A 22,596-nucleotide genomic window follows, 5' to 3' on the forward strand; every position below is an offset into this window, starting at 1 on the left:
ACTCAGAAGTGAAACCGCTTAGCGCCGATGGTAGTGTGGGGTCTCCCCATGCGAGAGTAGGTCATCGTCAGGCACTTATTAAACAAGAAACCCAGCCAACCGGCTGGGTTTTTTGTTTGTGTTTATCGCACCGTCATTCCCTAGTCATTGCGCCGTCATCCCCGAGTGGGGTTTTTGCGCCTTGGGGATTTTTTATGCTGATGTTTTGCCTTCGTTTACGCCACGTTTCATCTCTAAACACTGGTTTTAATATATATAATAACAATAGGTTACTGGGTTAAGCTGGAATGAGCTATGCACAGCATCTAGTATGTTAAGGCACGGATTATGAGTACGGTTTCATAAGTCTATTTCATAAGCACTATCTCAGGAGGAGAAGCGATATGAGCACACAGTTGATCAAGAAGCTCGCAGTGGCATTACTGATGGCGATGATGGTGGGTGGTCTGGCTGCTTGTGATAATCAAGGCCCTGCGGAAGAAGCTGGTGAAAGTATTGATGAAAGCATGGAAAGTGCCGGTGAAAGCATTGAAGAAATGGGCGAGAGCATCGAAGAGTCTGCTGACAATTAAGTACTAGAGATGCCGCAGCGTTCTGCGTTAGCAGAGAATAAAACAGCCGCTATCAAGCGGCTGTTGTGCGTTCTAAGGGTTCTCCACGGCATTGATAGTGCAAATCGCAGCGCGGGTATACTGGCCATACGTAGAATATAATCAGTAGCTAGTTTACCGTGTGAGCTAGGAAGTAAGTTATTCTGATGTTACATATAAAGACAAAAATAGGGTGAAAACGTGCGCTTACACCATGACCAAAGCCTATTATTAATTGTTGATTTTCAAGCTGGTTTATTGCCTGTCATTGAGGGCGGAGGAGCCGCTATAGATGAAGCGGCATGGCTGGCTGGTATCGCCAATGCGTTGCAAGTTCCCATCTGGCTAACCGAGCAGTATCCAGAGAAGCTAGGTGGTACCGCACCTGTGTTATTAAATGCACTAGGCGAGCACCAAATCTGGCAAAAGAACCATTTTAGCGCGATGGAAGAGGCTCCATTTGCAGAAGCGCTCGCGGCACTTGGGCCCAAGCAAATAGTGATTTGCGGTACAGAGGCGCATATTTGCGTGTTGCAAAGTGCGCTTGGTTTGTTAGAAGCGGGGTATCAAGTATTTTGGCTGAGTGAAGCGACGGCGAGCCGTCGCAGTGATGAGGCTCGCTTTGCCCGAGAGCGCGCTTGTGCCAATGGCGCGGTAGCAGTCAGTGCTGACATGGTCGCCTATGAGTGGCTTTATCAATGCGATACGCCGATATTTAAGGAAGTTCACCAGCGCTTCCTCAGGCCGCGTTCAGCGCGTCCCGTGACATTCTTCTAACAGCACCAGTGTCAGCGATCGCTTTCTTTACGAGTGAAGACCAGCGTATCTCCTTGGGATGCTGCTTTATCGAAACGATAACCCGCAACGTCAAAGGCTGTCAGCTGGTCTGGGGCGTTGATTTGCTGCTGAATAATCCATGCACTCATCAGGCCACGGGCTTTTTTGGCGTAAAAGCTGATAATTTTGAAGGAGCCGTTTTTCTCGTCTTTGAACACGGGGGTTATTACGCGCGCATCTAATTTTTTTGTATCGACCGCTTTAAAGTATTCATTGGACGCTAGGTTGACCAGCACGTTTGAGCCACTTTCTTCAATCGCGTTATTAAGCGCTTGCGTTAACGTCGGTTTCCAATACGCGTAAAGGTCGTTTCCAGCGTCGTTGGGCAGTTTGGTGCCCATCTCCAGGCGGTAGGGCTGAATTAAGTCTAGCGGGCGCAGTAAGCCGTATAGCCCGGATAGAATACGCAGATGTTGCTGAGCAAACTGGTTGTCGTCATCACTAAAGGTGTTGGCTTCCAGCCCTGTATATACGTCTCCTTGAAAGGCCTGAACCGCCGGTTTGGCGTTATCCAAGGTGAATGGCGGCTGCCAGTCGGCAAAGCGCGCAGCGTTTAGGCCTGCCAACTTATCGCTGATGCCCATTAGATCGCTAAGTTGTTGCGGCGAGTAATCGCGCAGAATCTCAATTAAGGGTTTGCTACGGTCGAGAAAGTCGGGCTGCGTGACCTTATCCGTTGTTGAGGGCGTTTCAAAGTCCAGCGTTTTGGCGGGGGAAATAACGCTCAGCATGGCGTGCTCCTTATGCCGTGACAGAAAAAAGAAAATAACGGATGCGATTATACCAAGCCTCGGCGATGGCCGAGGCTATCGGTTTGATAGTGGGAAACGCAATTAGGGGCAGGGGTTAGGCATCTGACGGTGAATGTCATCGATAGCGGTGAGCACGTCTTCATCCAGCTTAAGACTCTCGCTGTCGAGGTTACTTTCCAGCTGATCCATCGTGGTGGCGCCAATAATATTGCTGGTCAGGAAACGACGGGAATTTACAAATGCCAGTGCCATTTGGGCAGGATCTAGGTCATGCTCCTTGGCAAGCTGAACATAAGCACGCGTTGCGGTTTCTGCTTCTGGCGAGGTGTAGCGTTTAAAGCGCTCGTAGAGCGTCAAACGTCCTTTTGGCGGTTGTGCACCATCAAGATACTTGCCCGACAGAACACCAAAGCCCAGTGGCGAGTAAGCGAGCAAGCCCACGCCTTCACGGTGAGCGATCTCGGCGAGACCGACTTCAAATGTACGGTTGAGCAAGTTATAAGGATTTTGAATAGACGCTACCCGAGGTAGCCCCAGCTGCTCTGATAACTGCAGCATCCGCATGACACCCCAGGGCGTTTCATTAGAAAGGCCGATAGCGCGTACTTTTCCGGCATCTACCAGTTCCTTCAGCGCTGATAGCGTTTCTTCGAGCGGCGTTGCGTCTTCTTGCTCTTCATGGGTATAACCCAGCTGGCCAAAGAAGTTGGTTTTACGGTCTGGCCAGTGCAGCTGGTAGAGGTCGATATAGTCTGTGTTGAGCCGTGCAAGGCTGGTATCAACCGCCTGATGCAGATGGTCACGACTCATCTTGGGCCCTCCACGGATATGGTCTAAGCCAGGGCCAGCGGCTTTGGTGGCAATAATGACATCGTCTCTGGCGCTACGGGCTTTCAACCAACTGCCTATGTAAGACTCTGTTAGTCCTTGCGTTTCGGCCTTTGGCGGAACTGGATACATTTCAGCAGTGTCGATAAAGTTGATGCCAAAGGCAACCGCGCGATCGAGCTGTTCATGAGCTTCAGCTTCACTATTTTGTTCGCCGAAGGTCATGGTGCCTAAACAGAGTCGGCTGACCTCGATTCCAGTTCTACCCAGTGGGCGCGTTTGCATTATCGTCTCCTCAATTGAAGCGAAATTGCCTCAGGATACACGGTGGTAATCGCCGAGAATAATGGCGTGTGAGAGGCATGGTAGCGAGGCGCTACAAAAGCAGCAAATTAATAGGGTTGAGTCGACGCGAAGGCAAGCGTATGCTTGCCAGCCCATCGATCAGCATAGTGCTGGTTTATCGTATGGTTAGCGGTCACTGAGCAGGAACGACGGCTAGCCGAAGATCTCAACAGATAGGCAGGGTGGTTTGCCATGCCGCAGGCATCATCTTTGTTCACTCGGCTAGAGTTTCGTCTAGCAGAACAGCTGTTTCATACGCGTTGGTTACTGCCGCGTTCGCCACGCACACAACGTTTAACGCTTCGCTTGCTTAAGCGTTGTGCAGAGGCTGGACATCCTAATGCTCAATCCATTTATGGGCATATGCTGTTTCATCGCAGCATGTCACCTCACGATAAGGCGCGTGGTGCCCGCTACTTGTTAGAAGCGGCTCAGGCAGGCGATGTAAAATCTCAGTATCAAGCAGCGCAAATTCATGAGCACGGCTGTGTTCAGTATCCGCGACGTGAGGACTATGCGGTAACGTGGTACGCACGCGCTGCTCAATCGGGGCATTATTTGGCCGCAGAACGGTTGGCGCGCGCCTATCGCCTAGGTGAGCTAGGCTTGGTAGTAGATGGAGAGCAGGCCGCTTATTGGCAGCGCCTAGCGGATCGTCAGTCAACGACGGAAATGGCGGCTGCATAGCAAAGTGCGCCCGTGCTGGCTGCTGCGAGAGTAAATGAGGAAATCAGTGTCCGAGACGCTACCTACAGTGCTAGATATTGAAGCGTCCGGATTCGGTCGCGGTAGTTACCCTATTGAAGTTGGCATTGCACGTGCTGACGGTAGCTGCTGCGCGTTTCTTATTCAGCCACTGGAGGAGTGGACTCACTGGGATCCTAAAGCAGAGCTTTTGCACGGGATTTCCCGTGAGCGCTTGCAGCAAGAAGGGTATCCCGTGCGTCAGGTGGCGCATTGGTTAAATGACGAGATGCGCGAGCTAGGCAAGGCCTACAGCGACAGCTGGGGTTACGATAATACTTGGCTGTCGCTGCTGTTTCATCATGCGGGTATGCTACCGCGCTTTCGTTTAGAAGCCTTGCGCATTTTGCTCAGCGAAGCACAGCAGGCACTGTGGAGCGATACAAAAGAAGCGGTAATAGCAGAACTCGGTATCCATCGTCACCGCGCCGGAGAAGATGCGCGCCTGCTACAGCTCACCTACCAGCGCACACGGGCGCTTGCCGGGCAAACTAAGCGTTAAACTGCAAAGCCTCTGGTTAACGATTGTGCTCATCACGTTAATCAGAGGCTCCCTATCCCTGCTAGACACCGTTTGAGCTTTCAGCCGAACTCTCAGCTCAGTTGTGCTTCTAGCGCGTCCAATAGCTGTGCAGAGGTGGGCGCATCCATCAACATATCGCGCGTTGCTTGAGTCAAAAAGCCATGACTGACGGTGTTATCCAGAAAGCTCAGCAGCGGGGCATAAAAGCCATCGGTATCGAGTAGTCCCATGGGTTTGTCGTGAAGCCCTAAATAGCCCCAAGTCCAGATTTCAAACAGCTCTTCAAAGGTGCCAATGCCGCCGGGTAGGGCAATAAAGGCGTCAGCGTTAGCGGCCATGGTGGCTTTACGTTCGTGCATATTTGGCACGCGTATGAGCTCAGTTAAGCCAAAGTGTGCCTGCTCGCGCTCGACAAGATGATCAGGCATTACGCCAATCACCTTGCCGCCTGCTTCCAGCGCCGCATTCGCGAGCTCTCCCATCAGACCAATACGCGCGCCGCCATACACCAGGGTGTGTCCGCGCGAGGCAATAGCGTTGCCAAGGGTATTGGCTGCTTGGCGAAAAGCGGGAGTGTTCCCCTCTCGGGAGCCTAGATATACACAAATTCGTGCCATGGTAAGGCGTCCTTATTACAGAACCGCCGCTTATGTGTGAGCGGTTGATGATCAGGCTGTTAATGCGTCGTTAGCTTAGGCAGTGTTGAACGTTGTAGTGTTCATCCATCCATTGTCCGATGACATTATTACCACACAGGTGATGTGCATATTGGGTATGCAGGCAACGTACCTGTTGCCAGTTACTAATGCCGCCCACGCCACGCTCGGTGAGAACATCGCTATACCCAAGCTTGGCGACGTCGTCGCGTTGGGCATCGCTCATATACGCCCAGCGTGCTTTCACGTAATCGCGATGGCTCTGTTGGTAAGCTTCTAGGAATTCTGGCTCTTCTTGTAGGCGTTGTTCCAGTGACTTAATGACACCCACCGCTTCAATGCGGGAAATCTCGATTTTGAGCAGATCCGAGCACAGCCAGTAAAGGGTGGGGAATGGCTTTCCATCGACAATGGGGGCCATGCGTAGTACAAGCGGGGTGCCGCTGGCATCGGTAGCGGCAACGGCTTCAATACCGCGGGGGGCTCGCCCGAGCTGTTGAGTGATAATAGCTAACTGGCGCTCGTCGGGCGCTTGGTCGGTACGAATTACCATTGCGTTGGTGTCTCACTTTCGGTCATCTTGGACAAACTTATTTGAGCGGCCAACGGCACGGAAGAAGCAGCGGTTGAGCTGTTCAGGCGAGGCTACATAGCGCCATGTCCGCTCACAGTATTCCGCGGCCCGCGCCATTAACACATCGTAAAGTCGATTGAACGGGGCATCATAATCGTAGGGGTCTGCGCCGAACAAGCGGATATGTGGGTAGTCAGCAAAGCGCTCCATGAAATAGCGCTCAAGGTCGGCTTCAACGGCGCGATGCTGCGCCGTATTGTCAGGGTCGATCCAAAGATTATAACGGATTGCCATGGGTATCTCCCAGCGCCCCGCCAAACGGTAGGGGGGTGAGTTAAGCAGGCGTTGGCGCGCTATGTAAGTGTGTGGATAGCGCATCGCGCAAATCACCTTCTATGGGCACTGCACGCTTCTCTTGATGATCGTACTGCACCAGTACGGTATGACCCATATTGGTCAGCGTACCATGCTGCCGCGCCTCCTGGGTGACGGTAAACGAGCTAGTACCTAAGCGCGTCAGGTAGGTACGTAGTTCGATGTCGTGGCCGTAAAACAGTTCAGCACGGTAGTCGACTTCCATCCGCGCCATAATCAAGCGCCACTGTTTCGGGTTGAGATCTGGCGTAAACAGCCTGAATAAGTCGTTACGTGCCAGCTCAAACCAAGCGGGTAAGCGTGTATTGTTAATATGACCTAATGCATCGGTATCGTAAAAAGCAGGCTCAATTATGCGGGTAAACATCGGGGTATCCTTATTGTTATCCATCTGCGCTGTCCAGAATTACCCCTAGCGAGCGCTTGGTCAAGTAGTGCGACGCTGATACCACGTGGAGAACTGCATCCAGCCAAGCAGCCACAGCGTTGCAGTTGCGAACCCCGCCAATGTTCCCCAGAAAAGCCCTAACGTGCCGTAAGTCAAAGAAACGCATAGCGTATAGCTCAATAGCGAGCCAAGCCCCATTGGGTAGTGTTTGATCACGGTTGCCGCAGGTGCGAACCCATAGTTTAGATGCAGGATGAGTAGGAAAGGCAGCATGGTGACAGGAAATGCCGCTAGCGTGCCCGCCCAGGCTGGCGGTAGCCAATGAGCGAGCCAGGTAATCACAAAAACGATGGCGGTGGCCAAGCATGCTCGCGCGGCAAGCGCGGGAAACGAAAATGCACGACTGGCAGGGCTTTTTACATCAGGAATACGGCGAAATAACAGACTAAACACAGCGATGGCACAGAGCGTGACCAGCGTGCCGCTCAGCCGCGTAAAGCTGAATTGGGCAAGCACGGCACTAACCGCGAACCATGCAATAAAACCGCCTGCTAAACCGCCAGCAATGCCTTTAAACCCTGGTTGTCGACCTGTGATTAAATAGCCTGCAACTAACGCCATCGTTGCGGTAAAGCCCGCCAGCGTATGGACTGCGCTTTGGGTTGCAAACAGCGGGGAAATTTCTAAACCAATAAAAAACAGCGCCAATGCCGTTCCTAATGGGTAGCCCGCCAGCAGCCCGGCCATACGTGGGCTAGCACGCAAGGCAATAGCACCTAGACCCAGTACCATCCCAATTGAGAGGCCTAGTTTTGCCAGCTGCCAAGTAAGAGGAACATCTATCATGCGGTGTTTTCCTTGCTGTTATTAAGCTGTAACTATTATTGTGCCGCTGCTTGGAGGAGCTGTTTAGGGGGGGAATCGTGTCAGCGAGCGCGCGTTTGCCGATTGATTGGCTGGCTAAACCAAGCGTAGGCCTTGCTGGTCGCGCCAAGCGGCCTCTAAAGCATGTTCGAGCGGCACTTGTAAGTGGGACGGTAATGCATCATGGGCGGCTTGTAGTGAATCAAATGACCGGTTGCGCAGCCAGCAGTAAGCCCAGGCGCAGGCCTCTGCATCGCTTTGTGGGGTGGGGCGGGCGGGCATCTGGTTGAGTAAAAACACCGCCGTGCGTGGGGCCCAGAGTGGCATCTCACCCTGCTCGTCGCGGCTCCACTGCTCAAGTGTGGCACCGCTTGGTGTCTCTTCGGGCGTGCCTAATTTTGCAACGCGTGCTGTTTCAGCCAAAATTAGCGCCAGCTGGTTAGTATCTGCCTGGCCAAGTGATCGCCACTGCCGCAACAACGCTGATAGCCCAGCCCGCATCTTGGTATAAAAGTCATCTTGCGGCATGCTCAATATTTACTCCCGAGAAACATAAGTGAGATTAGTTATGGCGTTCGATTTTGCCACGCCCGTTGAGCGACGCTCTCCCGAGGGAGATTATGCCTCGCAGAAATGGCATCGCTATGCTGCAAGCGTACTGCCGTTGTGGGTAGCAGATATGGATTTTCGCTCACCGCCTGCCGTGATTGATGCACTACATGCACGAGTTGAACATGGCGTCTATGGCTATGGAGAAGTGCCCGATACGTTAACAGAAACTCTCTGCCAGTGGAGCGCCCGCCATTACGACTGGGCTATTCAGCCCGACTGGCAACAGTGGCTGCCTGGGGTTGTGCCCGCGTTGCACTTTGCGGCGATGGCGCTAACCGAACCCGGTGATGGAGTGCTCACGATTGCCCCGATTTACCCACCTTTCCTGGCCGTTGCCAAACGCACAGGGCGGTTGGCGCAGCAAGCGATGTTAGCTGAGCCGACGTCCCCTGGCGAGCCTTGGCAGCTGGATATTGACGCGTTAGAGGCCGCCATAACGCCGCAAACCCGCCTGCTGCTGTGGTGCCATCCGCATAATCCAACAGGGCGAGTATGGAGTGACCATGAGCTTGCCAAGTTGGCCACGGTCGTTGAGCGGCACGACTTATGGGTCGTCTCTGATGAGTTGCACTGTGATCTTCTGTTAGACGAGGGGACCCATCACCGCCCCCTGGCTGCTATGTTCCCAGAACTGGCTAAACGAACGATCACGCTGTGGGCGCCGTCAAAAACGTTCAATCTTGCGGGGCTGACCAGTGCCTGTGCCGTTATCCCTGATGCTGCGCTGCGTAAGCGCTTTGCTGAGGCCACAAAAGGCTTTTTGCCGGATGGCAATGTACTGGGGCTTGTTGCTGCTGAAGCAGCTTATCGCGAAGGTGAACCCTGGCGTCAAGCGCTGTTAGCGGTATTGCGTGATCACCGCGCTACGCTGCAAGCACGGGTAGCGTTATGGCCCGGGGTGACCATGAGCGAGCCGGAATCTACTTACCTTGCGTGGCTGGATATGCGCGAGGCGGGACTAGGTGACTCGCCCGCTCAGGCGTTACTGGAGCGGGCGGGCGTGGCGCTTTCTGATGGGGCGGCGTTTGGCTCTCCGGGGTTCGTGCGACTTAATTTTGGTACCACCGCTTCTCAACTAGAAGCGGCATTAGCAAGAATGGATATGTTGCTGAAAGCCTAAACTGTAATGATTAGTACAACAGGGCAAATAGCTTACGCCGATAAGTAACGGTTAGCGGATGGTCGGCACCTAGGGCGTCGAATACCTGCAGCAGAGTTTTGCGGGCTGCGTCGTCGTTATAGGCGCGGTCATCCTTCATCAAGCCCAGCAGCCCTTCAAGGCCGGTTTCGTACTGGCCATCGGCAACATGGCGTAGTGCACGCTGATAGCGTGCTTCACTGTCATTGCGATCACCCAGCGCGGCGATTTCTTCAACAGAAAGTGCCTGCTCGCTAAACGCAATGCTGGCACGTACCCCACGAGCAGGTGCCGCATCGCGCTCTTCGGGGGGTAAGTTGTCGAGCACGCTGCGGGCTTCATCGCCGCGTTTTTCAGCCACCAGGGCTCGGGCAAGACCAATCTGGTAGGCGTAATACTCTGGATACTGGCCAATCAAGGTTTGATAGATTTCTCGTGCACCAGCTGCATCGCCCGCTGCTAATGCTTCTTCGGCTTGATCTTCGGGACTAGGCGGTGCGTCACCAGGGGCTGGGAAGTAGCGGTTGAGCCACTCGCGTACCTCCTTTTCAGGTAATGCGCCTTGGAAGCTATCGACCAAACCGCCTTGGCTAACGAGCTTAACATCGGGTGCCGAGCGCACGCCTAACTGGCCAGCGATTTCTGGGTTGGCTTCAATATCCAGTTTGCCAAGTAGGAAAGCACCCGCGTACTCAACGGCGAGCTTTTCCAGCACTGTTAGTAGCGAGCTGCCATTGGTATTAGAAGGCGAATAACAGCCCAGTAGCACTGGCACCTGCATTGACGCTTCGAGAACTTGCTGAATATTGCCAGCGTTTAACTCAATGATAACTTCTTCAGGTGTAACGGAAGGGCGGGCTGTACTCGCGTCTTCGTTGCTGGTATTAGCAGGTTCCGCAGTCAGCGGGTTGCCGGTACGGGGGTCAATAATAGACATGGCTAAGCTCTGCATCGCTTGAAATGGATTACGTTATGATATGCAGGCAATTAGAGAAGGATTCAAGGAAACAGTGGTAAATAAAGTATCCATCATAATAAGCGGTCCTTATGAAACGAAACCTGTGACACTTATCAGACGTTTCGGGAGCGACCTCTGCTGTTGCGTTTGCGACGTATCGCTAGGTTTGCAAGATGGTTTTGTCGCTATTCGGCGTATTCGTGCCAAAATGCGACTCAAGAGTCATGCCACCCCCGGCACGAGTGAGTGTTCACTGCAGTAATGGGAAACTAAGAAACGCCAGCGCCACCTATACTAATAAAAAGAAAAACTGATGATCTAAGGGTGACGGAGGGTAAATCGATGACATCAGACAAAGCAAAAGACTTGGCAGCAAATCGCCATCGTGCGGGCGAACCTCAAACCCTTGGTTTTCTCCTGTTGGATAATTTCACGCTAATTTCCCTGGCGTCAGCCATCGACCCTTTACGGATGGCCAATCAACTGGCTGGCCGTGAACTGTACCGCTGGTATACCCTGACCCAAGATGGTTTGCCGGTACGTGCCAGTGATGGGTTGCAGGTGACGCCTGACGCCTCTATGCACACGCCCTTATCGCTAGAGTGGGTCGTTGTATGTGGAGGGGTGGGGCCTCAGCATAGTGTCACCCGTGAGCATGTGCGTTGGCTTCAGTCGCAGTCGCGTCAACTAAGGCGTTTAGGTTCGGTATGTACGGGGAGTTGGGCGCTAGGCCAGGCGGGGCTGCTTGATCACTATGAGACCAGCATCCATTGGGAGTGTTTGGCTTCCATGCAGGAAGCTTTCCCAAACGTTATTCTGACGACCTTTCTGTTTTCGATTGATCGGGATCGATTCACAGCGTCTGGCGGCACCGCGCCGCTCGATATGATGCTCAATCTGATTGCTCATGACCATGGGCGCGAGCTTTCGGCAGGCATCTCCGAGATGTTTATCTACGAGCGTGTGCGCAATGAGCAGGATCAGCAGCGTGTTCCTCTTAAACACGTGCTGGGTACTACCCAGCCCAAGCTGTTGGAGATCGTCGCATTGATGGAATCCAATCTTGAGGAACCGATCGAACTCGATGAACTTGCTCGCTATGTCAATGTTTCGCGTCGTCAGTTAGAGCGCCTGTTCCAACGCTACCTGCTCTGCTCGCCATCTCGCTACTATCTCAAACTGCGCTTAGTGCGCGCTCGACAATTACTCAAGCAAACGCCTTTATCGATCATCGAGATTGCTTCTGTGTGTGGCTTCGTTTCCACGCCCCATTTTTCTAAGTGTTACCGTGAATACTTTGGTGTGCCACCAAGAAATGAGCGCCAGGGTGTGCACGACCGGCAAGGAAATAATCATGCCAAGTCGTCATCGCTAATCAAGCGGTGGGGGAGCGAACCCAATTCCAACGAGCCTTCCTCAAGTGCTCAGCAAGCGCTTGCGTGTGCTCAGGGGGAGCCTACCTTTGCCAGCGTGACCCTGTTGAACTGATATCTTCTACGAAACCCGTGATGAGAACGTGCTACCCAACATCGGGTAGCACGTTTTTTTATAGCCCCCGCGCTGCTGCAAATATTAAAAGATCCCAAGTAGCTGTCGTGTTCACGACACAATGACGTTTTTGGAATTTCCGTCGTCGTTTCCAAGAGCAGCCCAACCCAACGTCAGCGCTATGCTCGCTACATAAATCAATGTTGGAGCTTAGCTATGACCCCCTCAGAACTACACGATGACGCTATCGTCATTGACGGCTTGATTATCGCCAAATGGAATCGTGAACTGCTTGAGGACATGCGGCGCGGTGGTTTAACCGCTGCCAACTGCACTGTTTCGGTGTGGGAAGGGTTTCAGGCCACGGTCGATAATATCGTCAAGTCGAACCAGCTGATGGCCGAGTGTAGCGACCTAGTACGCCCTGTCCGCACCACTGCTGACATCATGCGTGCGAAAGAAGAGGGCAAAACTGGGATTATCTTTGGTTTCCAGAATGCGCATGCGTTTGAAGACCAAATCGGCTATGTAGAGATCTTTAAACAGCTGGGCGTGGGCATCGTCCAGATGTGCTACAACACCCAGAACTTAGTGGGAACCGGCTGCTACGAGCGTGACGGAGGCTTATCTGGCTTTGGTCGTGAGATCGTCGCTGAAATGAACCGAGTCGGCATTATGTGTGATCTCTCTCATGTCGGTGCCAAAACCTCAGAGGAGGTAATTCTCGAATCCAAAAAGCCGGTCTGCTATTCCCACTGTCTGCCCTCCGGCCTCAAAGAGCACCCGCGCAACAAATCCGATCAAGAACTTAAGTTTATTGCTGAGCATGGTGGTTTCGTCGGTGTCACCATGTTCGCGCCTTTTCTCAAAAAGGGCATCGACTCCACCATCGAAGACTACTGCGAAGCGATCGAATACGTCATGAATATCGTCGGTGAAGATGCTATCGGCATTGGTACTGATTTCACCCAAGGGCACGGTCAAGAGTTCTTCGAGTGGCTGACTCATGACAAGGGCTACGCCCGTCGTTTGACAGACTTTGGCAAGATCATTAATCCCAAAGGAATTCGCACCATTGGAGAGTTCCCCAATCTCACCGAGGCACTCCTTAAACGCGGCTTTAGTGAAACTCAGGTAAGAAAGGTCATGGGGGAGAACTGGGTGCGCGTCCTCAAGGATGTCTGGGGCGCCTAAACGCTTGCTCCATAAGATTGATAGGAGCGATGGGATAAGCCTGCTCCTTAGCCAAGAATAATGATGTAGAGGATGATACCCGTGACCAAACTGGCCCCCGCACTGCCTATCGAAGTCGATAGCGAAACCGGCGTCTGGACGACTGATGCGCTGCCGATGCTCTATGTGCCACGGCACTTCTTTATCAACAACCATGTGGCCGTTGAAGAGGCGCTAGGCGCTGAAAAGTACGCTGAAATCCTTTATCACGCTGGCTATAAGAGCGCCTGGCACTGGTGTGAGAAAGAAGCCGAGTGCCATGGTCTCGAAGGCGAGGCCGTCTTCGAGCACTACATGCTGCGCCTCTCTCAGCGTGGCTGGGGCCACTTCATTACCGAACAGATTGATCTCGATGCTGGCACGGCTCTGGTGCGGTTAGAACATAGCGCCTTCGTTTACCAACTGGGCAAGGTTGGGCGCAAGGTCGAGTACATGTTCACTGGCTGGTTTGCTGGGGCCATGGATCAAATTCTCGCTGCACGGGGTAGTTCGCTGCGCACCGTCGCTGAGCAGACGCAGAGCGCTGCCGAGCCCGGCTGTGATGTAGGCGTCTTCGCTGTCAAGCCGCTGCCCGATGCTGCCCGTTAACCCTGGGTACGAGGAGAGATAATCATGGCATTTGACGCAATCTTTGAGCCAATCGAGATCGGCAAGCTGACCATCCGCAACCGTGTGGTCAGTACCGCCCATGCCGAGGTGCATGCCACTGACGGTGGTATGACGACTGAGCGCTACGTCAGGTATTACGAAGAAAAATCCAAGGGCGGTTGTGGCCTGTGTATTTGCGGTGGATCATCAGTGGTGTCCATCGATAGCCCCCAGGGGTGGTGGAGCTCGGTGAACCTTTCTACCGACCGCATCATTCCACACTTTCAGAATCTGGCGGATGCTGTGCACAAGCATGGCGGCAAGATTATGATCCAGATTACCCATATGGGGCGCCGCTCACGCTGGGACGGCTTCGATTGGTCGACCCTGTTGTCTCCCTCTGGCATCCGCGAGCCGGTACACCGCTCCACCTGTAAGACTATCGAGGTGGAAGAGATTTGGCGGATTATCGGCGACTTCGCCCAGGCCGCGCGGCGAGCGAAGGAGGGTGGGCTTGATGGCGTTGAGCTTTCTGCCGTGCACCAGCACCTGATTGATCAGTTCTGGAGCCCGCGGGTCAACAAGCGCGAGGACCAGTGGGGTGGTAGTTTCGAAAATCGCATGCGCTTCGGCATGGAAGTACTCAAAGCGGTGCGCGCCGAAGTGGGCGATGACTTCGTGGTGGGTATGCGCATTTGTGGTGATGAATTCCACCCGGATGGCCTCTCGCATGAAGACATGAAGCAGATCGCCGCTTATTACGATGCCACTAAAATGGTCGACTTTTTCGGCGTCATCGGCTCTGGCTGCGACACTCACAACACACTCGCCAACGTTATCCCCAATATGTCTTATCCACCGGAGCCTTTTCTACACCTGGCGGCGGGGATCAAGGAAGTGGTGAACGTGCCAGTGATTCACGCCCAGAATATTAAAGACCCCAACCAGGCCCAGCGTATTCTCGAAGGGGGCTACGTGGACTTGGTGGGCATGACCCGGGCGCATATTGCTGACCCTCACCTGATCGCCAAGATCAAGATGGGTCAGATTGATCAGATCAAGCAGTGCGTGGGCGCTAACTACTGCATCGACCGCCAATACCAGGGCTTGGATGTACTGTGTATTCAAAACGCTGCCACCTCGCGAGAATACATGGGCCTGCCGCATATCATTGAAAAGACCGAGGGCGCCAAGCGAAAAGTCGTGGTGGTAGGTGGCGGTCCCGGTGGCATGGAGGCAGCTCGCGTTGCTGCTGAGCGCGGTCATGATGTCACCCTGTTTGAGGCGGCAGACGCCCTGGGCGGGCAGATCACTATCGCCGCTCAGGCTCCGCAGCGCGACCAAATCGCTGGAATCACTCGCTGGTACCAGCTGGAGTTGGCGCGTCTGAAAGTTGATCTGCGCCTAGGGGCTCGCGCCGATGAGGCAACCTTGCTTGATTTACGCCCCGATATCGTGGTGCTAGCCACGGGGGGGCAACCCTTCCTTAGCCAGCACCCAGAGTGGGGCTACTCGGAGAATGCTGAGGAGAGTCTGGTGGTCAGCACTTGGGATATTCTCTCAGGCAAGGTGGCACCCGGTAAAAACGTGCTGATTTATGACGCCATCTGCGAATTCTCAGGCGTCTCGGCGGCCGACTATCTGGCTGATAAGGGTGCCAAGGTAGAGATCGTTACTGACGATATCAAGCCTGGTGCAGCGGTGGGGGGCACCACCTTCCCCACTTACTACCGCAGCCTGTACGAGAAAGAAGTGATCATGTCCTCTGACTTGATGCTGCATAAGGTCTACCGCGAGGGCGACGGTCTCGTGGCAGTGCTCGAAAATGAGTACACCGGTGCCCTTGAAGAGCGAGTGGTTGATCAGGTGGTCGTAGAAAACGGTGTGCGTCCTGACGAGGCGCTTTATTACGCCCTCAAAGAGCAGTCCCGCAACAAAGGGCAGGTGGATCTGGAGGCGCTCTATGCCATCCAGCCTCAGCCAAGTCTGAACGAAGAAGGGGACGGCTTTTTGCTCTTCCGCCTGGGCGACTGCACGGCACCGCGTAATACCCATGCGGCCATCTACGACGCCCTGCGAATCTGCAAGGACTTTTGACCTGAGCGAGAGCCGGGGCGCCGGTGGTAGACCGTAGCGAGGGTCATTTGCCATGGCCGTAAAACAGTTCCATACGTTTACGGCATTTCCGCCATCCATGGCGGTCAGATGGCAAATGTAGCGCCCAGGGATGGGTTTACAGCGCCCTCGCAGAGGTCTGCCGCCGGAGCAGCCCCGCCGCGAAAGATGAGGTGAGTACCATGCTCGATACGCTCTTGCCGATACTGATTTTTACTGCCCTGGCCCTGGCAGTAATCGGCGCTGTACGCCGTATACGCCTGTGGCGTCAGGGGCGCCCCTCGCGGGTGAACCTGCTCCAGGGGTTGATGGCCCTGCCGCGCCGCTATTTGGTGGATCTGCACCATGTCGTGGGGCGCGACAAAATGATTTCCAATACCCACGTAGCCACCGCCGGGGGCTTCGTGGCTGCCGCCGTACTGATGACCCTGGTGCATGGTCTTGGTATCGCCAAACCATTGCTAGGGGGGTTGCTGTTACTTGCTAGCACCTCTATGTTCGTCGGTAGTCTGTTCGTGGCGCGTCGGCGGCTTAACCCGCCTGCACGGCTCTCCAAGGGCCCCTGGATGCGTCTGCCAAAGAGCCTGATGGCATTTTCGGTAGGCGTCTTCCTGATCACGCTGCCCACGGTGGGTCTGTTGCCCGAAGGTTTACTTGAAGGGGGCAGTAGTTGGCTGCTGGCGCTGGTGTTGGCGGGCGTTGTGGCCTGGGGCCTGGGGGAAATGTTCTTTGGGATGACCTGGGGCGGCCCAATGAAGCATGCCTTCGCTGGTGCCTTACATCTCGCCTTTCACCGTCGTGCTGAGCGCTTTTCCACGAAAAAAGGGGGCACTGGCCGGTCAACGGGCCTAAAAGCGCTGAACCTGGAGGATGAAGCGGCGCCTCTGGGCGTGGAAAAGCCTGCTGACTTTACCTGGAATCAACTGCTGGGCTTCGATGCCTGCGTGCAGTGCGGTCGCTGCGAGGCGGTGTGCCCTGCGTTTGCTGCTGGCCAACCGCTCAATCCTAAAAAACTGATTCAGGATATGGTGGTGGGTTTTGCCGGTGGTAGCGATGCTGGTTATACCGGCTCTCCTTATCCTGGTAAGCCCGTGGGAGAGCACCAAGGCGCGCCTAATACGCCTATCGTGGCGCCTGTGGTGATGAAAGAAGGAAAAGCGTTGGTTGACGCTGAGACTCTCTGGTCGTGCACGACCTGCCGTGCCTGTGTCGAAGAGTGCCCAATGATGATTGAGCATGTGGATGCGATTGTCGATATGCGCCGCCACCTTACCTTGGAGCGGGGCAAGACACCCAATAAGGGCGCTGAGGTGCTCGACAATCTGATAGCCACCGACAACCCCGGCGGTTTCGACCCAGGCTCACGACTCAATTGGGCGGCGGATCTTAACCTACCGCTAATGGCCGATCTGAAGCAGGTTGATGTGCTGTTGTGGTTGGGTGATGGCGCCTTTGATATGCGTAACCAGCGAACCCTACGGGCTCTGGTTAAAGTGCTGCGCGCTGCCGAAGTAGACTTCGCCGCGTTAGGTGCTGAAGAGCGCGACAGCGGTGATGTAGCACGGCGTTTGGGCGATGAGGCGACGTTCCAGACCCTTGCGAAGCGCAATATTGCCACGCTCGACCAGTACCGCTTCCTGCAAATCGTGACCTGCGACCCCCACAGTTTTCATGTGCTGGGCAACGAGTACGGTGAGCTGGGTGGCCACTATCAGGTTCGACACCACAGCACCTTCATTGCCGAGCTGTATGAGGCCGGACGGCTGACCTTTGCTCCCTGGAAAGGCGGCAGCGTTACTTATCACGACCCATGCTACTTGGGACGCTATAACGGTGAATACGAAGCCCCTCGGCGAGTGCTTAAGGCACTGGGCATCCAGGTGGCCGAGATGGAGCGCTCTGGGTTCCGTTCGCGCTGTTGCGGTGGCGGCGGTGGAGCACCGATCACTGATATTCCTGGTGAGCGACGAATTCCCGATATGCGCATGAATGACGTCCAGCAGAGTGGCGCTGAGCTGGTGGCGGTGGGCTGCCCACAGTGTACAGCCATGCTGGAAGGCGTGGTGGATGCCAGCGCTGAAGTGCGCGATATCGCCGAGCTGGTAGCCGATGCCCTGGTAGAGCGTCCTGCTGACGATGTGTCTGGCGTATCCCGTCGAACCGTTGCAGCGACGACTGCTGAAGAGGTGGCCTTATGAGTGAGATTATTCGTCGCGACCCGCGTCGAGAGTGGATCGCCCGGAACCGTCTTCATCCAGACCACGCCAGTGTGCTTGCGGAAATAGGGGGCGTCCAAGTAGCTAGCGAGTGGCTGGGGCCTAACGGTGTGGTTCGCAAGAACCCTCGTGCCATCGGTTTTATTGGCCCCAGCGGTGTCAAGCGGATTGATCGTAGTGGCCTCCAGCAAGGGGGGCAGGCCACCGCGACTACCACAGCAGCTCGGGAAAGCCGCCGCACGGTGACCATTGATCAGCCCGCCTTCCTGGTGGCCGTGGTGCCCGACCTGACCGGTGGACGTCTTTCAAACCATGATAAGGATCTGCTGGGGCTAGCCAGACGCGTGGCGGATGCCGATGTCGAACAGCCAGGCGCCGTGGTGGCGATCCTGTTTGGTGAGCATAAGGGCGAGGGGGACGGCGAGCTTAAGAAGCAAGCGCTTGGCGAAGCCGGGATCGATCGCGTTGTGCATCTTGATGATGAGCTTTACGCTGGGTTTGCTCCCGAGGCACGGTTGGCGGTGTTAAGTGCCGTAGAACGTGAGATGACGCCGCGTTTCTGGCTGTTGCCGGATTCTCCCCTGGGCGGAGCCGATCTGGGGCGGAGGTTGGCGTTACGGTTGGGTGAACGCGCTGCCACGGGTGTGTGGCAGATTGAAGCTGACGACGAGGCACCTTTGGGCTGGCAATGCACTGCCCGTGGCGCCGCTGGAAGTCTGGATATCCAGCGCCCTCTGCCGCGGGTTGCCCTGGCGTTGGCCGAGTGCGCCGAACCGGTGGATGAGACACGCCACGCTGCCGAACCGCTAAGCCTTGTCGATGAGATTCCTACGATTCTTTCGCGTATTGAAGATCTGGGGCAGGTGGCGGTAGATCCTGCTGGCGTAGCGCTAGCCGAGGCTGAGTTCATCCTCTCTGGCGGCAATGGCGTCAAGCAGTGGGACGCCTTCCACCATGCTGCGAAAGTGCTGGGCGCTACCGAAGGGGCGTCGCGTGTTGCGGTGGACGACGGCTTTATGGCTCGAGATCGTCAGGTGGGTGCGACCGGCACTTGGGTGACCGCTCGGGTATATATGGCGGTGGGTATTTCAGGCGCTATTCAGCACCTACAGGGCATTCAGCGCTGCGACAAGGTAGTGGCGATCAATCTCGATCCGGGGTGTGACATTATCAAACGCGCCGACCTGGCGGTGATTGGCGACAGCACGCAAATTCTTGCCGCGTTGGTAGCCATGGTAGAACAGCAGCGAGGAGGGCAGCGTGATGCAGCCTGAGCAACAGCAAAAACAACAAAAACAGGGTATCGATGTGACGGTGCTGGTTTCCATAGGGCGCCATCCTATTACCGGCCGTGCGCGACGCGCCGAGCAGGATGCCCGGGGTCTGGAGCTTGCGCTGGCCATGGAAGCCGAACTGCCGGGCAGCCGGATTAACGTACTGCATGCTGGTTCTCAGGATGTCGACAGCGAGGTAGCCCTGCGCAGTTACTTGGGTATGGCCACAGGCGTTGGTATGGGGCTTGAGTCTATGACCTTGCTGGAGCAGCCTGATGGCAGCGATGCCATTCTACCGCTGGTGGAACATTTAGCCGCTACCTCGCCCCAGCTAGTGATCACCGGCGCCCGGGCAGAGCGCGGAGAAGGCTCTGGGCTTTTGCCCTATGCGCTGGCAGAGCATCTCGGTTGGCCGTTAGTGAATAGCTTGGCGTCGATAGAGAAAGTGGAAAATGGCGTGGTAACGCTTCTTCAGGCGCTGCCGCGGGGCCAGCGTCGCCGTCTTAAGGTGCGTCTGCCTGCTATCATCAGCGTGGATGAAGCAGCACCGGCGGCGCGTCAGAGCGCCTTTGGCCCAGCTCGTCGAGCTACCTTCTCTGTGTCACCCACCGCCTCAGACGCCGACAGTGAGCTGGCCCAGTGGCACTTGAGCCCCGCACGTAAGCGACCCAAACGTCTGAAAATCATCAAATCCGCTTCAGCAAGAGATCGCTTCAAAGCGGCGGCCTCTAAAGCTGAGGGCAAGGGGGGGCAAGTGCTCACCGATGTCACCCCCGAACAGGGCGCCGAGGCGATCTATAAGCTACTCAAGGAAGAGGATGTGCTGCGCTGAAGTTTTTATCACGGCATATTAGCAGCCTTAAAGCCCACTCCTTGTAGTGGGTTTTTTTGTTGTCTACGTTGTTACTGTCTATTTGCCAACAAAACCTGGATAAAGCCGCAGCCGCTGTCTTTCTAGGTGTAACCCCATCCAGGCGTGTAGCACCAGCACCGTGATGACGACGGCCCCGCCCAGCAGCGTTGAGATCGCTGGTGCCTCGTTTAGCATCCACCACACCCACAGCGTGCCTAGTGCGGTTTCGACCAGATAAAACAGCGCCACCTCAGTGGAAGGCAGGTAGCGGGTGGCGCTATTAATCAGCACCGTGGCCAAAGGCATTTGCACCAGCCCCATTAGCGCTAGTACGCCATAGCGCTCGGCATCAAGCGCCAGCGGCGATGCCAGAGGGAGGGCAATCACCGCCGAGAGCAACCCACCACCGGCAATCACGGTCATGGGGTCAATGGTTGGGTAGCGGCGAAGCAAGGTCAGGTTACCGCCGATGGCCGCCGCTGCCGCTAAGGCATAAAGGTTACCCACCAGCATTCCCCGAGCACCTTCTCCCATGAAAACCAAACTCATGCCCAGCATGCAGATAACAATGGCTAGCAGCGTTCGCCGCGGCACTTTTTCACCCAAAAAGACCCGTGAAAACAGCGCGGCAAACAGTGGTGCTGTGCTCAGGATCACGACTACGTTGGCCACCTTGGCGTTCATCACTGCCAACACAAATAGGCTCGAAATTAAGCCCAGAAGCAGTGCGGAGGCCAGGGATGAAAACGGATTGCTGCTCAGCGTTGCTAACCGACTACCAACGCAGCACAGCACTCCTAGTACGCAGAACATCAAAAAACCGCGCCAGAATACGATGGTCCAGCCATCTGTATTGGCAAGGCGGATAAGCAGGCCGTCGAAACTGAGAAACACCACGCCCAGTATCACCATGAGCAGACCGCGCTGATAAGAATTTGACTGCATTGTCTTGGTACCTGGTCGGTAAAAGAGGGCAACCGCCCGCTGGTTGGGCGGGTGGTTGCGGGGAGATTACTTGGCGGTTTTGGGTATCGCGTTCAGCTGTCGCCACTCCTTATTAAGACCTAAGTAAAGACTGACGCACATCATTAACAGTACCAGTGTGAAGGGCAGCCCTGTGGCTACCGCGCCCGCCTGGAGCGCACTGAGCGCGGTGCTACCTCCGCCATACAGCAGCACTCCAGCAATGACGCCTTCAAGTGCGGCCCAAAACACGCGCTGGCCCTTGGGGGCATCGGTCTTGCCGCCAGCGGTAATGTTGTCGATGACTAGCGAGCCGGAGTCCGATGACGTGATGAAGAAAACCAGTACCAGGATAATCGCCAGTGTTGACGTTATGCTGGTGAGAGGCAACTGCTCCAGCATATGGAACATGGCAAGCGAGACGTCGCCAATACCATTGGCCAGCTCACCTACGCTGTTTGTGGCCTGAAACAGCGCTGTGCCACCGAAGGCGCTCATCCACACCAGGGTGACTAGCGTTGGTACCAGCAGCACGGCGATCAGAAACTCACGCACCGTACGTCCACGTGATACGCGAGCGATAAACATGCCGACAAACGGAGACCAGGAGATCCACCACGCCCAGTAAAAGATGGTCCAGCCGTGATACCAAGTGTCATCATCGCGGCCAATCCAGTTCGACAGTGGTAGCAGGTGGTTCGCATAGTCTAGTGCAGTGGTGCCAATGCCCATCAAAATCATAAGAGTAGGCCCTGCTACCACAACAAATAGAAGCAGTGCTGCCGCGATGATCATATTGATATTCGAGAACAGCTTGACGCCCCCGTCGATCCCCCGCCAAACCGAGATCAGCGCAATCACTGTGACGACTAGGATAATCGCCAGCTGGGTACCGATGGTGTTGGGTATATCGAACAGATGAGCGAGCCCACCTGCCGCTTGGGTAGCGCCAAAGCCAAGCGAGGTGGCTAGTCCAAAAATAGTGGCCAGCACGGCAAGAATATCGATGATATGGCCTGCCCAGCCGCGAGTATGCTCACCTAAAATTGGATAAAAGGCGGAGCGCAGCGTGAGTGGCAAGCCCTTGTTATAGGCAAAGAACGCCAGCGAGAGTGCGACAACTGCGTAGATTGCCCAGGGATGCAGCCCCCAATGAAACATGGTCGCGCCCATGGCGGCACTAACGCCTTCTGGCGTGCCTGCTGGGGCATTTAGAGGCGTACCGTACCAATTGGTGTAGTAGGCCACCGGCTCAGCAACGCTCCAGAACATTAGGCCGATACCCATGCCCGCCGCAAATAGCATGGCGAACCAGGACGTGCGCGAGTACTCCGGCTGGGCATCGCTGCCGCCTAAACGAATTCGCCCGAGTGGCAAGCAGATCAGCACGAGGCAGAACACCACAAAGGCATTGCCTGCAATCATAAACAGCCAGTCAAAGTGTTCAATTGACCAGTTTTTGGCAAGCCCTAGATGCGTATTAGCGGCATCTGGGTAGACCAGTGCGTAAAGAATGAATAGTAGAATGGCAATAGCGGAGAGTGGAAATACGGGGTTATGAAAGTCCAGCCCCATTATCTGAGTATTGTCCTGTCCGGGGGACAGAACTGGGTCTTCATTGTTCTTCATTAGGTGTCCTTGGTGGCTGTTGTTAGATAGCGGCGATGCGCCCGCATCACCGA

The 22,596-nt window shown here is 55.2% G+C and carries 23 protein-coding genes and 1 rRNA gene; 13 read left to right on the forward strand and 11 right to left on the reverse strand.

Annotation, left to right across the window (positions count from 1 at the left end; translation table 11 throughout):
- From rrf to HZS79_RS14110, 3 genes are all read left to right on the forward strand, one after another.
- Positions 1-73 (forward strand): 5S ribosomal RNA (gene rrf, locus HZS79_RS16995); the annotation flags it as partial.
- Positions 74-383: 310 nt separating this feature from the next.
- Complete coding sequence (locus HZS79_RS14105; RefSeq protein ID WP_162219637.1) at positions 384-572, forward strand: hypothetical protein; 189 nt, start codon at positions 384-386, stop codon at positions 570-572.
- 219 nt (positions 573-791) lie between these two features.
- On the forward strand, positions 792-1,367 hold the full coding sequence (locus HZS79_RS14110; protein ID WP_162219638.1) for an isochorismatase family protein: 576 nt from the start codon (positions 792-794) through the stop codon (positions 1,365-1,367).
- Between the two features lie 11 nt (positions 1,368-1,378).
- On the opposite strand, the gene yaaA is transcribed toward HZS79_RS14110, so the two are convergent.
- Together yaaA and HZS79_RS14120 are read right to left on the reverse strand one after the other, a co-directional pair.
- Positions 1,379-2,158, reverse strand: coding sequence for a peroxide stress protein YaaA (gene yaaA / locus HZS79_RS14115; RefSeq protein WP_162219639.1), 780 nt, complete (start codon positions 2,156-2,158; stop codon positions 1,379-1,381).
- Positions 2,159-2,260: 102 nt separating this feature from the next.
- A complete protein-coding gene (locus tag HZS79_RS14120) occupies positions 2,261-3,292 on the reverse strand; it encodes an NADP(H)-dependent aldo-keto reductase (RefSeq protein ID WP_179928183.1) in 1,032 nt (343 codons plus the stop codon).
- Positions 3,293-3,544: 252 nt separating this feature from the next.
- Here HZS79_RS14120 and HZS79_RS14125 point away from each other — a divergent pair, with 252 nt between their 5' ends.
- Together HZS79_RS14125 and HZS79_RS14130 are read left to right on the forward strand one after the other, a co-directional pair.
- Positions 3,545-4,039: a tetratricopeptide repeat protein gene (locus tag HZS79_RS14125; protein WP_162219641.1), complete on the forward strand. Its 495-nt coding sequence runs from the start codon at positions 3,545-3,547 to the stop codon at positions 4,037-4,039.
- Between the two features lie 46 nt (positions 4,040-4,085).
- Entirely contained in the window at positions 4,086-4,598 is a 513-nt protein-coding gene (locus tag HZS79_RS14130) for a hypothetical protein (protein WP_162219642.1), read from the forward strand.
- 92 nt (positions 4,599-4,690) lie between these two features.
- On the opposite strand, the gene HZS79_RS14135 is transcribed toward HZS79_RS14130, so the two are convergent.
- The 6 genes from HZS79_RS14135 to HZS79_RS14160 form a co-directional block, all read right to left on the reverse strand.
- On the reverse strand, positions 4,691-5,236 hold the full coding sequence (locus HZS79_RS14135) for an LOG family protein (RefSeq protein ID WP_179928184.1): 546 nt from the start codon (positions 5,234-5,236) through the stop codon (positions 4,691-4,693).
- A 70-nt stretch (positions 5,237-5,306) separates the two neighbouring features.
- Entirely contained in the window at positions 5,307-5,828 is a 522-nt protein-coding gene (locus HZS79_RS14140; protein WP_162219644.1) for a DUF501 domain-containing protein, read from the reverse strand.
- 12 nt (positions 5,829-5,840) lie between these two features.
- Complete coding sequence (locus tag HZS79_RS14145) at positions 5,841-6,143, reverse strand: hypothetical protein (RefSeq protein WP_162219645.1); 303 nt, start codon at positions 6,141-6,143, stop codon at positions 5,841-5,843.
- A gap of 40 nt (positions 6,144-6,183) precedes the next feature.
- Positions 6,184-6,591 carry an acyl-CoA thioesterase gene (locus HZS79_RS14150; RefSeq protein ID WP_162219683.1) on the reverse strand — a complete coding sequence of 136 codons (408 nt, stop codon included), beginning with the start codon at positions 6,589-6,591 and terminating at the stop codon, positions 6,184-6,186.
- Between the two features lie 60 nt (positions 6,592-6,651).
- A complete protein-coding gene (locus HZS79_RS14155; protein ID WP_162219646.1) occupies positions 6,652-7,458 on the reverse strand; it encodes a hypothetical protein in 807 nt (268 codons plus the stop codon).
- 114 nt (positions 7,459-7,572) lie between these two features.
- Positions 7,573-8,004 (reverse strand): hypothetical protein, encoded by a 432-nt coding sequence (locus tag HZS79_RS14160; RefSeq protein ID WP_162219684.1) that lies wholly within the window; start codon positions 8,002-8,004, stop codon positions 7,573-7,575.
- Positions 8,005-8,044: 40 nt separating this feature from the next.
- On the opposite strand from HZS79_RS14160, the gene HZS79_RS14165 reads away from it, so the two are divergent.
- Positions 8,045-9,208, forward strand: coding sequence for a MalY/PatB family protein (locus HZS79_RS14165; protein ID WP_179928185.1), 1,164 nt, complete (start codon positions 8,045-8,047; stop codon positions 9,206-9,208).
- Between the two features lie 10 nt (positions 9,209-9,218).
- On the opposite strand, the gene HZS79_RS14170 is transcribed toward HZS79_RS14165, so the two are convergent.
- Positions 9,219-10,163, reverse strand: a complete 945-nt coding sequence (locus HZS79_RS14170) for a co-chaperone YbbN (RefSeq protein ID WP_162219648.1) — start codon at positions 10,161-10,163, stop codon at positions 9,219-9,221.
- Positions 10,164-10,526: 363 nt separating this feature from the next.
- Between HZS79_RS14170 and gbdR the strand changes: the two genes are divergently transcribed.
- The 7 genes from gbdR (at position 10,527) to etfB (ending at position 19,930) form a co-directional block, all read left to right on the forward strand.
- Positions 10,527-11,672 (forward strand): choline metabolism transcriptional regulator GbdR, encoded by a 1,146-nt coding sequence (gbdR, locus tag HZS79_RS14175; RefSeq protein ID WP_162219649.1) that lies wholly within the window; start codon positions 10,527-10,529, stop codon positions 11,670-11,672.
- Between the two features lie 192 nt (positions 11,673-11,864).
- Positions 11,865-12,866: a dipeptidase gene (locus tag HZS79_RS14180; protein WP_492012059.1), complete on the forward strand. Its 1,002-nt coding sequence runs from the start codon at positions 11,865-11,867 to the stop codon at positions 12,864-12,866.
- 81 nt (positions 12,867-12,947) lie between these two features.
- Positions 12,948-13,493, forward strand: coding sequence for a DUF5943 domain-containing protein (locus tag HZS79_RS14185; RefSeq protein ID WP_162219651.1), 546 nt, complete (start codon positions 12,948-12,950; stop codon positions 13,491-13,493).
- Between the two features lie 24 nt (positions 13,494-13,517).
- Positions 13,518-15,590, forward strand: a complete 2,073-nt coding sequence (dgcA, locus tag HZS79_RS14190) for a dimethylglycine demethylation protein DgcA (RefSeq protein ID WP_179928186.1) — start codon at positions 13,518-13,520, stop codon at positions 15,588-15,590.
- Positions 15,591-15,790: 200 nt separating this feature from the next.
- The gene (locus HZS79_RS14195) at positions 15,791-17,806 is read left to right on the forward strand and encodes a (Fe-S)-binding protein (RefSeq protein ID WP_179928187.1); all 2,016 of its coding nucleotides are present in this window, start codon (positions 15,791-15,793) and stop codon (positions 17,804-17,806) included.
- Complete coding sequence (gene etfA, locus HZS79_RS14200) at positions 17,803-19,098, forward strand: electron transfer flavoprotein subunit alpha (RefSeq protein WP_162219654.1); 1,296 nt, start codon at positions 17,803-17,805, stop codon at positions 19,096-19,098. The genes HZS79_RS14195 and etfA overlap by 4 nt, the downstream gene beginning before the upstream one ends.
- Positions 19,088-19,930: an electron transfer flavoprotein subunit beta gene (gene etfB / locus HZS79_RS14205; protein ID WP_179928269.1), complete on the forward strand. Its 843-nt coding sequence runs from the start codon at positions 19,088-19,090 to the stop codon at positions 19,928-19,930. The genes etfA and etfB overlap by 11 nt, the downstream gene beginning before the upstream one ends.
- A gap of 78 nt (positions 19,931-20,008) precedes the next feature.
- On the opposite strand, the gene HZS79_RS14210 is transcribed toward etfB, so the two are convergent.
- Together HZS79_RS14210 and HZS79_RS14215 are read right to left on the reverse strand one after the other, a co-directional pair.
- A complete protein-coding gene (locus HZS79_RS14210; RefSeq protein ID WP_179928188.1) occupies positions 20,009-20,896 on the reverse strand; it encodes a DMT family transporter in 888 nt (295 codons plus the stop codon).
- Positions 20,897-20,962: 66 nt separating this feature from the next.
- Positions 20,963-22,543, reverse strand: coding sequence for a BCCT family transporter (locus HZS79_RS14215; protein WP_162219656.1), 1,581 nt, complete (start codon positions 22,541-22,543; stop codon positions 20,963-20,965).
- Positions 22,544-22,596 lie beyond the last annotated feature (53 nt).

Origin of the sequence: Vreelandella zhaodongensis, assembly GCF_013415115.1 — a bacterium.
GTDB lineage: Bacteria > Pseudomonadota > Gammaproteobacteria > Pseudomonadales > Halomonadaceae > Vreelandella > Vreelandella zhaodongensis.